At 34.4% G+C, this 13,743-nt stretch carries 14 protein-coding genes and 1 pseudogene; 3 read left to right on the top strand and 12 right to left on the bottom strand.

Annotated elements, in window-relative coordinates; genetic code table 11:
* Positions 1–112 precede the first annotated feature (112 nt).
* The 5 genes from ICJ85_RS06110 to ICJ85_RS06090 all read right to left on the bottom strand — a co-directional run bounded on the left by ICJ85_RS06110 (position 113) and on the right by ICJ85_RS06090 (position 4,098).
* Positions 113–1,642, bottom strand: a complete 1,530-nt coding sequence (locus tag ICJ85_RS06110) for a tetratricopeptide repeat protein (RefSeq protein ID WP_188222887.1) — start codon at positions 1,640–1,642, stop codon at positions 113–115.
* 184 nt (positions 1,643–1,826) lie between these two features.
* Entirely contained in the window at positions 1,827–2,087 is a 261-nt protein-coding gene (rpmA, locus tag ICJ85_RS06105; protein WP_188222886.1) for a 50S ribosomal protein L27, read from the bottom strand.
* Between the two features lie 23 nt (positions 2,088–2,110).
* Positions 2,111–2,593: a 50S ribosomal protein L21 gene (gene rplU / locus ICJ85_RS06100; RefSeq protein WP_188222885.1), complete on the bottom strand. Its 483-nt coding sequence runs from the start codon at positions 2,591–2,593 to the stop codon at positions 2,111–2,113.
* Between the two features lie 95 nt (positions 2,594–2,688).
* Positions 2,689–3,132, bottom strand: coding sequence for a DUF4199 domain-containing protein (locus ICJ85_RS06095; RefSeq protein ID WP_188222884.1), 444 nt, complete (start codon positions 3,130–3,132; stop codon positions 2,689–2,691).
* Between the two features lie 90 nt (positions 3,133–3,222).
* Positions 3,223–4,098: a DMT family transporter gene (locus tag ICJ85_RS06090; RefSeq protein WP_188222883.1), complete on the bottom strand. Its 876-nt coding sequence runs from the start codon at positions 4,096–4,098 to the stop codon at positions 3,223–3,225.
* A 102-nt stretch (positions 4,099–4,200) separates the two neighbouring features.
* On the opposite strand from ICJ85_RS06090, the gene ICJ85_RS06085 reads away from it, so the two are divergent.
* The gene (locus ICJ85_RS06085) at positions 4,201–4,581 is read left to right on the top strand and encodes a heavy-metal-associated domain-containing protein (protein WP_188222882.1); all 381 of its coding nucleotides are present in this window, start codon (positions 4,201–4,203) and stop codon (positions 4,579–4,581) included.
* 77 nt (positions 4,582–4,658) lie between these two features.
* Here the strand turns inward: ICJ85_RS06085 and gldD are convergent, their stop codons facing one another.
* From gldD to mutY, 4 genes are all read right to left on the bottom strand, one after another.
* Complete coding sequence (gene gldD / locus ICJ85_RS06080) at positions 4,659–5,246, bottom strand: gliding motility lipoprotein GldD (protein WP_188222881.1); 588 nt, start codon at positions 5,244–5,246, stop codon at positions 4,659–4,661.
* Positions 5,236–6,549: a gliding motility-associated protein GldE gene (locus tag ICJ85_RS06075; RefSeq protein WP_188222880.1), complete on the bottom strand. Its 1,314-nt coding sequence runs from the start codon at positions 6,547–6,549 to the stop codon at positions 5,236–5,238. Before ICJ85_RS06075 ends, gldD begins: the two co-directional genes overlap by 11 nt.
* A gap of 43 nt (positions 6,550–6,592) precedes the next feature.
* Positions 6,593–7,051, bottom strand: coding sequence for a single-stranded DNA-binding protein (locus ICJ85_RS06070; RefSeq protein WP_188222879.1), 459 nt, complete (start codon positions 7,049–7,051; stop codon positions 6,593–6,595).
* Positions 7,052–7,161: 110 nt separating this feature from the next.
* Positions 7,162–8,202 carry an A/G-specific adenine glycosylase gene (gene mutY / locus ICJ85_RS06065; RefSeq protein WP_188222878.1) on the bottom strand — a complete coding sequence of 347 codons (1,041 nt, stop codon included), beginning with the start codon at positions 8,200–8,202 and terminating at the stop codon, positions 7,162–7,164.
* A gap of 128 nt (positions 8,203–8,330) precedes the next feature.
* On the opposite strand from mutY, the pseudogene ICJ85_RS06060 reads away from it, so the two are divergent.
* Together ICJ85_RS06060 and ICJ85_RS06055 are read left to right on the top strand one after the other, a co-directional pair.
* Positions 8,331–8,630 (top strand): annotated as a pseudogene (locus ICJ85_RS06060) (HU family DNA-binding protein); the annotation flags it as partial.
* A gap of 417 nt (positions 8,631–9,047) precedes the next feature.
* Positions 9,048–10,595, top strand: coding sequence for an Rne/Rng family ribonuclease (locus ICJ85_RS06055; protein WP_188222877.1), 1,548 nt, complete (start codon positions 9,048–9,050; stop codon positions 10,593–10,595).
* Positions 10,596–10,648: 53 nt separating this feature from the next.
* On the opposite strand, the gene ICJ85_RS06050 is transcribed toward ICJ85_RS06055, so the two are convergent.
* The 3 genes from ICJ85_RS06050 to ICJ85_RS06040 form a co-directional block, all read right to left on the bottom strand.
* On the bottom strand, positions 10,649–11,428 hold the full coding sequence (locus tag ICJ85_RS06050; protein ID WP_188222876.1) for a carbonic anhydrase: 780 nt from the start codon (positions 11,426–11,428) through the stop codon (positions 10,649–10,651).
* A gap of 203 nt (positions 11,429–11,631) precedes the next feature.
* A complete protein-coding gene (locus tag ICJ85_RS06045; protein ID WP_188223138.1) occupies positions 11,632–12,672 on the bottom strand; it encodes an NADP(H)-dependent aldo-keto reductase in 1,041 nt (346 codons plus the stop codon).
* Between the two features lie 106 nt (positions 12,673–12,778).
* A complete protein-coding gene (locus ICJ85_RS06040; protein WP_188222875.1) occupies positions 12,779–13,735 on the bottom strand; it encodes an OmpA/MotB family protein in 957 nt (318 codons plus the stop codon).
* Positions 13,736–13,743: the final 8 nt, after the last annotated feature.

The raw sequence follows: 13,743 nt of genomic DNA, 5'->3' as shown, positions 1-13,743 counted from the left end.
ACCAACACTCTCAAATAGCTAAAGCTAGTGTTAACAAACCGTAACAAACCACCGTACTTAGGGTATATAACAAGGCAACATTAACATTAGCGTAACATAGCGTTAAGTTTTGCTACACATTTGCCAAAAACTCATCTAATTTTTGTTTAGGCTGAAGTGGCAATTTTTTTCGCATACGGTAACGCGCAATTCGAACACTATCGGGTGTAATATGAAGAATAGATGCCATATCTTTTGAAGACAGATTTAATTTGATAAGCATGCACAAACGCAAATCGGAAGCCGACAATTCTTCTTTGGCCTTTTCTTTTAATTTATCGAAGAATCCCGGATGAATTTGTCCAAAGAAACCTAAGAGCTCACTCCATTCATTTTGTTGTGATAATTCGAAATTAATATCCTTTGCCAAACTCTCAAGTTTACTTTTTACAAGTTCGCTATTCCTGTCTTTTACATTTAACAAGGTTCTGGAAACATCGGAAAGCATTTTATTTTTCTGCGCCAGATTCAAACTATAATTAGTAAGTGCCGACACCTGAATATCTATTTCGCGTTTTAATGCTTTCTCTTCGGAAGTTTTACGCTCTAAATCCGCTTGCAGTAGCTGTTGTTTATATTGAAGAATCGTTTTTTCTTGTTTCTTTTTTTTCCTGAAATACATCAGAACACCAATAAAGATCATTGTTAAGGCAACAGCGAATAAACCAATGATTACCTGTCTTTGTTTACTTAATTCATTTTGTTTACTCAACAACTGAACTTCTGTTTCACGCTCCTTTACATCATGCAAAATTTGCATAGAACTCACCAATTCCGCATTATGACGCTTCAGTTCTTGCTCATTAGCAATCATCTGGTCACTTAAATACTGATAGGCCTTGTGAAAATCTCCCTTTTCTGCGTATGTTCTGGCTAGATCCTTTAAAGCACTTTCAATCTGAGATCCATTTTTTGTCTCGCGTGCCAACTTTAACGCCTGCTGTGTATAATGAAGTGCTTTATCGTAATTCCCGGATTTCCGATTGGCATCACCTAAATTATTGATGATATTAATTTTAACATCAGATATGCTGTGATTCGCATAATTAAAAGCCTTAGAAAAATACTGATAGGCCAAATCATAATCTTCTAAATCTTCGTATATGCTCCCAATATTTTCGTTGGTTATCGCCAAGCCTGTACTGTCATTTAAGGACTTAAAAAGCACCAAACTTGTTTCCTGGTAGTTTAAAGCCTCTTCATATTGCTTTTGTTTTTCTGCAACACTTCCTAATAAAGCATTCGTTTCAGCCAAATCTTTTTTATAATTCAAACGTTTTGAAACATTCAAGCTTTGTAACAAATATGATTTAGCCTCACCATACTGTTTAAGGTCAAGATGAATTTCAGCTAAATGATTATTAAGACCAACAAATAATGTATCCGTGTCACTATGAAATTGCTGTGCTAAATGATATTGCTTTACAGCTTCACTGTCTAAACCCAAACTTCTATAAAACATTCCAAGCTTCATGTAAACCGAAGCTACAGTAAACGAGTCGTTTTTAGTTTGCGCAGACTGTAATTGGGATTTAAGTGAGCTAAATTTTAAATCAACTTTAGCAGAATATATAGTATCCTGAGCCTGCAAATAAAGAGACATGATTAAAAAAAAGGGAGATAAAAGTAATTTTAAGTAAGGCACAATTAAAGTTCTATTTTATAAAAACCTTAAAAAAACGCAGCCTGTATTACTTAAACATGTATTTAATATTAAGTTTTAATTATTAAACACGAAAACCCTTCCTGTAAACAGAAAGGGTTTAATATTTTAAAAAGATTGTTTCTTAAGCTTCGAAAGGCTCGATAGAAACGTAAGACTTGTTGTCTTTCTTTTTAGTGAATTTTACAACGCCATCAACTTGAGCGTGTAAAGTATGATCTTTACCTTGGTAAACATTTTCACCTGGGTGGTGTGTGTTACCTCTTTGTCTAACGATAATGTTTCCAGCTAATGCAGCTTGACCACCAAAAATCTTAACACCTAATCGTTTCGATTCTGATTCTCTACCGTTTTTCGAACTTCCGACTCCTTTTTTATGTGCCATTTTATTTCGATTTTATTTTGTTATTAACTTAAAGCAGCAATTAAATCGGCTTTCTTCATTGAAGAATATCCTGAAATATCTTTTGCTTTCGCCATTTCTCTTAATTCAGCAACAGTTAAAGCGCTTAAATCTTGAGATGCTTCAGCTTTAGGAGCTTCTGCTTTTTTCTCAGCTTTAGCAGCTGGCTTAGCACCTGAAGCAACGATACTTTCAATAACAATCTCTGTTAAAGCTTGTCTGTGACCGTTTTTTACACGGTAACCTTTTCTACGTTTCTTCTTGAAAACTATTACTTTATCACCTTTAAGGTGCTTTAAAACTTTTGCTCCTACCTGAGCTCCGTTTATAGCCGGGGCGCCTACAGTTACATTGTCACCATCGCTTAAAAGAAGTACATTATCAAAAGATACTGCTTCACCTTCTTCTGTTGCTAAACGATTAACAAAAACTTTTTGGTCTTTTTCAACTTTAAATTGTTGCCCTGCTATCTCTACAATTGCGTACATAGCGTAACGTTTATTAATTAAATTTGTTATAAATACTACTAACCTTATATAAGGCGGGTGCAAATATACTGCTAATTAATTAATTTACAAACGTTTTATTTAGTTTGCGTACTATTTTTTAAAAATTGCATAACTACCAGAGTTGCAATGACTGTAGTGGCGAATCCCATGATTAGAACAACAAAGGTAACTAAGCCTGTATCAGCATCTAATCCACCATTAAGCACTTTAAATAATTCTGATAGAAAACCTGCATTTATTTCAGTGATGTAAAACAAGAAGAAGAATGTAAATAATATTGCTGCAATAAAACCTGTTATTAAGCCGGTTTTAAAACCTTCACCATACGAAAATGCTTCAGGCTTTTCTAACTTGGTTAGCTTAATAGCTTCGTAAATTCCAAAAGCAGTTATAACCGCATTAAAGAAACTAAACGCCGGATAAATATGCCTATGAAATAAAGCAAGAATTAGAAAATAAGCAATTAATACGGCACTGGTAACCAGACCAAATCGGATAGGAAGAGCTATTTTTTTCATTTTTACTAGAAATTAATTCTCTTAAATTTCGTGAAAATTCCTGAAAAAAAATAATTTAAATTCAATTATTAGCAACTGAATATCTGAAAGTTACTGTCGGCGATGCACTAAAAAAACACCTAAAAGAATTACAAAACTAGCCCCTCCCTGAACCAAACTAAACCGCTCACCATCAAGAAATCCCCACATTAAAGCGACGATAGGCATAACATAAGTAACCGACGACGTAAATACAGGCGTACTGATTTTAACCAGTTTATTAAACATGATTTTTGCCATCGCTGTACCAAAAAATGACAAGGTTGTTATATACACCATGGACATTTTGAACTCTGGATTTCTAAATGTCTTTTCTGAAAAGAAATCTACAAAGAACAACATAATTATGGCCGGAAAAAAGATTACCGTATAATTTCCTGCCGCAATGGTTAATGGTTTGACGTTATGTAAATAACGTTTGATTATATTCACATTTAAACCGTACATTAAACCAGATAAAAGTATAAATCCAGCATACCAGTAATTTTGATTCGGATTGATATCAGCGCCATTCAACATCAAAATACAAGATCCTATAAACCCGATAACTAAACCTAAAAACTGACGTTTAGAAGACGGAATATTAAAAAAGGCCAGCCCCAGCCAAAACGTATGCATGGGTACCAAAGAGTTTAGTACCGAAGTTACAGCACTATCAATTTCAGTTTCTGCAATAGCAAATAAAAATGCCGGAATAAAAGACCCTACCAGCCCCGAGACAGCTAACCATTTCCATTCGTTTAAGGTTACACTTTTCAAGCCTCTAAACCCTAAAGCCAATAAAATTAAAGACGTTATTAAATTTCTCAAAACCCCGAGTTGCATCGGTGTTAACCCTAAAAGTGATTTTTTAATTAAAATAAAAGAACTCCCCCAGATTAACGAGAGTATAAATAAATATACCCACTTTAAATTTTGACTTTTCACCTAGCTTTTTTGTTTTAGGCCACAAAATTAGAATTTCTAAAAGCAATAAACCGTATTATTTACTAATTTTGTGATTCTTAATACCTTTTAAAATCATTGAAAATGAAAAACATATTCTTTATAGCCTTATTATCTCTTCTCGCTTTTAACTGCAAAAATAAAGCTGAAGCTGAAATAAAAACTATTGAAGTTGCTACAACCAATACTGCTCAAAAGTTAGACCCAAATGCCATTTACGCTAAAGCAGAGTTTACTGTTGAAGGCATGACTTGTATGATGGGATGTGCTAAAACCATTGAAAATAAATTAGCTAAAATGGATGGTGTAAAATCGGCTAAAGTAGATTTCGATAAAAAACTAGCGATGGTTGAATACAACGACGCTATGGTTACCCCTAAAAACTTAACAGAAACTGTAACTTTGGTTAGCGACACTTATAAAGTAAGCAACATGAAAACCGTTGAACATTTTTCAATTGAATAAAACCTGACACAAAGCCCTGTTGCTTTACAATACACAATAACTTAAAAAGAAAACGTCTAGAAATCTAGACGTTTTTTTTATTTCCACCTTAAGGTTTCCATAATATGCTGAATATCTTTTTCAAGATAATTTGCTGCTGGTAAAATAGAATCGTAATTAGGTTTCGCGTAAAAATACAACGACCCTGTTAAAAAGTGATTCACGCTATCGGTTACGTAAAACTGTGCTGGCGAAGCCACATCACCTTTTACTTCAGAGAAAACACCATAAACTCTCTCTTTCTTGTTTTCAAAAGGAAACATTGGAGGAACCTCTTCTGCTTTAATCATGTGCTCTATAGTCAGCTTTTCAGCATCACGCAAATACTTTTCCAATACTTTTTTATCATTATTAACAGCCTTATACGTTACAAATATGGTTCCTTTCATTGAAGGATATTGCAAATCTATACCGTAACTCTCGGTTGCTGCTCGCATAGGTTTTACATTTACTTCGGTTGCCAGGTTATTGGTTTCAAACGAAAACGGCAACCCTGTAAAATCAGGCCTAACGTATTTGTGCTGCGGATAATCTAATCTTAAAAATGCTTTTGGCTTGGGCACATAATCGTCGCCGCAAGACATACATAGTACTATAAATAAGAGTAAGTAAATATTATTCTTCATCAAGAATGGTAAATTTTACAAGCTTTATACGTTTCTTATCTAAAGCTTCAATTTTAAAAACGAAATTTTTAAAATTTATTTTACTGTTTAACTTCGGAAAACTTTTTGAAATCTCTAACACAAAACCGGCAATCGTTTCTGCTTCGCCTTTATTTTCTTCGAAAATCGTTTCATCTTCAATTTTAATAATCTTATAAAAATCTTTCAGCGCTGTTTTCCCCTCAAACACAAAATTGTGATCATCGAGTTTTGAATAGGTTAAATCTTCATCGTCGAACTCGTCACTGATATCACCAACAATTTCTTCAATAATATCTTCCAAAGAAATCAGCCCTGAAGTTCCTCCATACTCATCAACCACAACTGCTAAATGCACTTTCTTTTCCTGAAACTCCGTCATTAAATCATCCAGTTTTTTGTTTTCAGGCACGAAAAAAGGTTCACGAATTAAGCTGGTCCAATCGAACTGTTTCCTATCGATATATGGCAATAAATCCTTCACATAAAGAATACCTTTTATCGTATCGATATTATCCTGATAGACCGGAATTCGGGAATAGCCATTGTCTATAATTTCGGCAAGGACATCGGCATATTTCTGCTCAATATTAAGCGCAAAAATATCAATTCTTGGGCGCATCACCTGTTTGGTATCGGTATTACCAAAATTTACAATACCCTGTAATATTTTATGCTCCTCTGTAGTCGTATCCTCTTCACTGGTCAACTCCAAAGCCTGCGATAACTGATCGACACTTAAATTAGATTTTTGCTTTCCCAGTTTATTATGAATCGCCAGAGTTACGCTTCGCATTGGCAAACTTAAAGGTGACAATAAAACATCTAGAACCTTTAAAGGATACGCCATAAACAGCGCAAACTTTAAATTGTTACGGCTGGCATAAATTTTAGGTAAAATTTCCCCGAATAATAAAATTAAAAAGGTTACAATAACCACCTCTATCACAAACTTTATTAAGGCCGATGTTATTCCTGAAAACACAAAGCTACTTAAGTAGGCAAACAAAATAACGACCGCAATGTTAATAAAATTATTAGCTACCAAAATAGTCGCCAATAATTTCTTAGGACGGTCTAATAACTCTGAAATGATTTGAATGGGTCTAGACTTCTCCTCTAAACCTTTTTCAATATCGCTACGTGAAAGTGAGAACATGGCAACTTCAGCTCCAGAAATAAGTGCTGAAGAACATAGCAGTATAAATAATAACACAAAACCAAAAACAACTGAATAATCAACTGCTGCTATTAAACTACTAAAACTGGCGGGCTCAGGGTCCAAATACTAATATTTAAGTTAAACATAAACGCTTTCTGGCGTTTTCTTAAAATGGAAGATCGTCATCTTCTATAGGTTCGCTTGAAACAGGTTTATTTTCTACTGGCTTTTCAGGCTGTGATGCACTTGGCGTATTGGAGGCTGCTGTTTGTTGTGCTTCACTTTCCTTTTTAGTAGTTAAAAATGTAAAATCTGTACATTGAATTTCGGTCGAGTAACGTTCATTGCCTGAATCGTCTTGCCATTTTCTGGTTTTAAGACGCCCCTCAATATACACCTTATCTCCTTTGCTTAAATACTTTTCGCAAATTTCGGCTCCTTTATTTCTAACAACAATATTATGCCATTCGGTATTGGTCACACGTTCGTTAGTTTGTTTGCTAACGTAAGTTTCATTAGTAGCCAAAGGAAAACGCCCCACGCATCCACCACCCTCAAAATAGTGCATTTTCACCTCGTCACCTAAATGACCAATTAACATTACTTTATTTAAAGTTCCAGACATATATTATAGTTTATACAAAGCAAAATTACAGAATTGCTTTTCATTATTTAGAATCGATTTCCATTTTTTTAAAATTAAAAAAAAATTGCGACTAGCCATGTATAACCTAATTAAAAATTAAAAGCCTCAATAAAATTCCCTATTAATATAGGTACAGCATAGTCGGACACGGTTTCTAAAGCCACACCATTATTTAACGGTGCATCAAGTTTTACAATCCAGAATTTTGTATGCAAATGCTGATGCGATAATTTATGTACAATAGCCTCCTTATTATACAAGGATAACTCAAAGGTTTTATCCTTTAATATAGAATGCTCCTTTACCAAACTTTTAAATTCCTCAAAAGCTACTTCGTTTTTGGTTTCTATTAAAGGAAACTGATACAGGTTTTGCCAAATACCTTTTCCTTGACGTTGTTCTAAAATAGTTTGATTGTTATTTGAAAGAATTACCAGGAAATTAAAATACTTCGTTTTAACCTTAGTTTTTTTCAACTTCACAGGCAAATTTTCAATATCACCTTTATTATAGGCCAAACAGCTATTTTTAAACGGACAGGTATCGCACTTTGGGTTTTTAGGTTTACAATGTGTAGCACCAAATTCCATAATAGCCTGATTAAAGGTCGCCGGATCTTGCTTATCGATAAGCTCCTGAGCCAAAGCTTTAAATTCCTTTTGTCCTTGAGTGGTATTTATAGGTGTATCGATGCCGAAATAACGCGACAGAACACGATACACATTACCATCTACTACCGCAGCAACCTCATTAAAACAAATAGAGGCAATAGCACTAGCGGTATAATCGCCAACACCTTTTAATTTTAATAAGTCTTTATAGGTATCTGGAAATTCACCATTCAATTCATTGGCGACATATTTTGCTGTTGCGTGTAAATTTCGCGCTCTGGAATAATATCCCAGTCCCTGCCATAATTTTAAAACCTGACTTTCGTCGGCATTGGCAAGATCAAAAACAGACGAAAATTCGGCGACAAATGCGCTGTAATATGGCAGTCCTTGCTTGACTTGTGTCTGCTGTAAAATAATTTCTGATAGCCAAATATAATACGGATTTGTGGTTTGCCGCCATGGTAATTCACGCTTATTATTTGAGTACCAATTGTTTAAAGTTTTATAAAATATCATCAATCAAATAAATACAGCGAACAAAAATAAACGTTTATAATCTTAAATTTTAATGAATTAGGTTTGAAATATTGAATATTTAATTCCTATATTTGCATCCCTTTTAAAATTATAGTAATCTAAAAAAATATATTAAAATGACGAAGGCTGATTTAGTAGCAAAAATTTCTGAGAAATTAGGAATTGAAAAAGGTGATGTTCAAGCGACGGTTGAAACATTTATGGAAGAAGTAAAATCATCTTTAGAAGCGGGAGATAATGTTTACTTAAGAGGTTTTGGAAGTTTCATCATCAAAACTAGAGCTGAAAAAACAGGTAGAAACATCTCTAAGAACACTACTATTAAAATCCCATCTCACAACATTCCTGCATTTAAGCCTGCTAAAGTTTTTGTAGAAGGCGTTAAAACTAATGTAGAGGTTAAATAACGAAACATTTAAAAGAAATTATTAATTTAAAAAACACTATTTATGCCAAGTGGTAAAAAACGTAAGAGACATAAGGTTGCTACGCACAAGCGTAAGAAACGTAGACGCGCTAACCGTCACAAAAAGAAAAAATAATCAAGAAAAGTAGTTAACAGCTACTTTTTTTGGTTTTACAAAACAAAACGTTCTTTGAAATGAGTTCAAGAGAATGTGAGCACATTTGTGCTTTTCCTGAACTCCACGGATTTAAAAAAATCCTGTGAAATCTGTTGCTATTACTGGCATCAGATAAAATATTATGTATAATCCATCTGTACAATTAAGTTCTAGTTACTGGTTTTTAGTCTATTAGCAGTTTGCTAAAAAAACAGAAAATTATAAACTATAGCCTAGAAAGTATGGATAAAAATTAACTAAATGGATAAAGAATTGATCATTAGATCTAGTTCCGATGATGTTGATTTTGCCTTATTAAAAGATGGAAAACTAATTGAATTACAGAAAGACGAAGGTGGTAATAACTTTTCTGTTGGTGATGTGTTTATAGCCAAAATAAGAAAAGCTGTTCCTGGTCTAAATGCTGCATTTGTTAATGTAGGTTATGAGAAAGATGCCTTTTTGCATTATCATGATTTAGGACCAAAACTTCCTTCCCTTCTAAAATTCACAAAAAGTGTAAGCACAGGTAAACTAAAAGATTTTTCTTTAAAAAATTTCCCATTTGAAAAGGATATTGATAAAGACGGTAAAATTGCCGATGTCTTAAAATCAAATCAGTCGCTATTAGTACAAATAGTAAAAGAACCAATCTCTACCAAAGGCCCTAGAATAAGCTCTGAGCTTTCTATTGCCGGTAGATATATTGTTTTAGTGCCTTTTTCTAGTCGTATTTCTATTTCTCAAAAAATAGAAGATAAAGAAGAAAAAGAGCGTCTAAAACGTCTGGTTAAGAGCATTACTCCTCCAGGTTTTGGTATTATTGTTCGTACGGTAGCACAAGGCAAAAAGGTAGCTGAACTAGATAAAGATTTGCAGAATTTGTTAAGTCGTTGGACTGCAATGTGCAAAAAGCTACACAAAGCCCATCATCCAAGTAAAGTATTAGGTGAAATGAACAAAGCCTCGTCTATATTACGAGACATTTTTAACGACACCTTTACAGCAATTCATGTTGATGATGAAGAGCTTTACATTAAAATTAAAGATTACGTGCACGAAATTGCACCTAATAAAGAATCAATAGTTAAGCAGTATCAATCAAATGTTCCTATTTTTGAAAAATATGGAATAGAAAGACAAATTAAAACCTCGTTTGGCAAAACCGTTTCTATGGCCAAGGGTGCCTATCTGGTAATAGAACATACCGAAGCCCTGCACGTTATAGATGTAAACAGCGGTAATCGTTCTAACAAAGCCAATAACCAAGAGGAAACCGCATTAGAGGTTAACTTAATAGCCGCTACCGAAATTGCCAGACAATTGCGTTTACGCGATATGGGAGGTATTATTGTAGTCGACTTTATAGATATGACTAATGCTGAAAACAGGCAGAAGCTCTTTAATCATTTTAGAGATGAAATGAAAGATGACAGAGCGAAACACAAAATACTGCCACCAAGTAAATTTGGATTGATACAAATTACAAGACAGCGTGTACGCCCAGAAATGAACATAAAAACCAGGGAACAAAACCCTGATGAACTTATGAATAATTCTGAGGTAGAAGCACCGATAGGAATCGTGCAAAACATTACACACGATCTTGAAAAACTATTAAAAAAAGACTATAAAAAGTTGACTTTAAACACACATCCTTTTATAGCAGCCTTTTTAACAAAAGGTTTTCCATCTATACGTTCAAAATGGTTTTTTGAACATAAGAAATGGGTTAAAATTTTACCAAGAGATGCTTACACATACCTAGAATATCACTTTTTTGACAAAGATGGTAACCAGGTAAAATAATCTTAAAAAACCCCTGCTATTTCTAGTTAGGGGTTTCTTTTTTTTTAAAGCTTTTAATAATTGTAACCTACTTTCCTTCCATTTAACGGCTGTTCGTTACGATAATTGTTAATAGGCATATTATTTCTCAACTTAAGCACTTCGGCTTCCGAAAGAACAATAGGCTCTTTAAAAACAACCCAGTTTACATTTTCTGTGCATGGCGGTGTTGTTAAAGACCCTTGATAAGAATAATATTGCTTTTCATTTAATAATAAACCGGATAAATCTACATGCTGGTTAATTTCCTTAGAAACTCCTTCTTTAATAGGTAAAAAACTCTCGAAAAACTCAAACAACTGACTTTCTTCGCCTTCTTCTCCTAAAACACCTAAGACAGTAACTTCTCCATTATCATCAAGATGCACAAGGTGCATTTCTATTGGATATACTACCCCATTAATTTTATGTTCTGAAGGCTCATGAAAATGTATCTGTTTTAAATAAGAAGTCTTATTATTATAATTTATTGAATCACCTAACTCAAAATCAAACTGAATGGAATGCCCGTTATTCTCAACCTTACTGATAAAAGTAGTTGCGTTATAACGTATTTTTAAATGAGATTGTTCTAAAGAGTCTGCATCTTTATGAATAATATTAATTGGCGATTGAAACGCTCCGCCACAAGACGAATTCTTTTCAATCTCTTCCCAGTGTTCTGGCGAAGTTTCACCTGAATAACTCCAATGCTTTTCAGTATGTAAAGCTATATCATTGGAGTGTTTAACTGCCTCATTACATGATGTAATAATAAAAACGAAACATAAATAATAATGAATTCGAGTAATCATAATTAAAAGAAATGGTTAATATCTCTCAAAATTACACTTCGAATTTCCTAAAAAACCTAACATTTATCAGCTTATCGCATACGACAAATAAAACTTATTAACTATTTCGTTTTCGGAAAGTTATACCGATAAAAATTAGTTAATAAAAGTAAAAAAGCCCAGGTCTAGACCTAGGCTTCCTGTTTATCTCAATTATGAAAATACTAAGTTGCCGGATTCGGAATTACAGCATGAACGGCATTAATTTTCTCCATAACCTCATTAGTTAAGCTAAGGTCAATTGAGCTAATATTTTCCTTGAGCTGCTCTAAGGACGTTGCTCCAATTATGTTACTGGTTACAAATGGTTGCTGATTTACAAAAGCCAAACTCATTTGCGCTAAAGTCATATCATAATCCTCGGCTATTTTCATATATTGTCTTGTAGCCTCTGTACATTGCTCACTACTGTAACGTGCAAATCGCGGAAACAACTTTAACCGGGCATTATCGGCAGCCGTGCCTTTAATATATTTACCAGAAAGCACTCCGAAAGCCATTGGTGAATACGCCAATAAACCAATATCCTCACGCATAGAAATTTCAGCTAAATCACCTTCATAAGTTCTGTTTAACAAAGAATAGGCATTTTGAATCGTTTTCATGCGAGGCAAGCTATGTGCTTTCGATTCTTCTAGAAAACGCATGGTTCCCCAGGCTTTTTCGTTAGACAACCCAACGTGACGAATTTTTCCTGCTTTTATCTGCTCATTCATCTTATGTAATACTTCATTAAAGTTATCCGTCCATTCGTCATCCGGATTGTGAACATAATCACGTTTGCCAAACGTATTGGTTTCGCGCTCTGGCCAATGAATTTGATACAAATCTATATAATCGGTTTGCAGGCGTTTTAATTCATTATCAACGGCCTCGGCAATAGCGTTTCCTTGTAAACCAGAGGTTCTTATATGCGCCGTATAATCACTTGACCGACCAACAATTTTACTCGCAATCACCACTTGATCGCGGTTTTCGCGTTTCTTTAACCAACTACCAATAATTCTGCTGGTTTCTCCCTGCGTTTCCGGACTAGCCGGCACCGGATACATTTCGGCAGTATCGATAAAATTGACACCTTGTTCCAGAGCATAATCTAACTGTGCATGACCTTCGGCTTCTGTATTTTGATTTCCCCAGGTCATGGTTCCCAAACAAATTTTACTAACTTTTATATCGGTTTTTGGTATGGTTGTATATTTCATCATTCTGAATAATTTCTGTGAAGCTATTTTAAAAATTAAAGATAAAAAAACCTTTCAGCTTACCGGAAACTGAAAGGCTTAAATCTATGTTAATCTTATAATTTACTTACTCATTTAAAAGCTCAGATAACTCATCTAATTTCGGAGTTAAAATCACTTCTATTCTACGGTTTTTAGCGCGTCCTTCCGGAGTTTCGTTACTTGCAACAGGCGCAAATTCACCACGACCGGCTGCTGTAAGGTTTTCAGGATAAATATCGTCGTTTTCTGCTAAGATATTCACAATAGCAGTGGCGCGCTTTGTAGATAAATCCCAGTTATCAATTAATGGTCCGTTACCTGAATACGGTACGTTATCGGTATGACCTTCAATTAGTACGGCGATATCCGGGTTTTGTCCAAGTACACTACCTAATTGCTGTACAGCACGACGACCATCGACACCTACTGCCCAACTTCCTGAGTTGAATAATAATTTATTCTCCATAGACACATACACCTTACCATCTCTCTGCTCTACAGTTAACCCTTTACCTTCGAAATCTGTTAAGGCTTTAGATATTGCGTCTTTTAAAGCTGTCATAGCTTCTTCCTTTTCGGCAATTAAACGTTCTAACTCGACCACACGAGCTGAACGCTCTTCTAACTCCGATCTTAACTTAGCCAAACGTGCAATTTCAGCATTTAAAGCTTGTTCCTTCGCGTCTAACTCAGCCAATAACTCACGATTCTTTTGCGAATTGGCCGCTATGGCTTTAGAACTGTTTTGCTCTAAGGCTTCATAAGAAGCTTTAAGGTTATCTAAATTTGCTTTAGTGGCGTTATAATCGCTTTGTAAGCGGTCACGTTGTTCCACCGCACTTGCATAAGAATCTTTTAATTTACTAAGTTCGTTTTCACAAACTGTTTTATCGTCTAAAAGGGTTTCGTTTTCTAAAAGAAGCTTACGATTTTCCTTTTTTAAACTATTGTATTTATTTTCTAAATCTTTATACACTTTTGGCGATACACACGATGCTAAAAACGATAAGGTCAATGCTGCTAAAACAAATTTTTTAATCATGTTTAAGT

The sequence above is a fragment of the Aestuariibaculum marinum genome (assembly GCF_014596975.1).
Classification (GTDB): domain Bacteria; phylum Bacteroidota; class Bacteroidia; order Flavobacteriales; family Flavobacteriaceae; genus Aestuariibaculum; species Aestuariibaculum marinum.
Note: the sequence above shows the minus strand (reverse complement) of the source record. Positions and strands in the feature narration are given on the sequence as shown.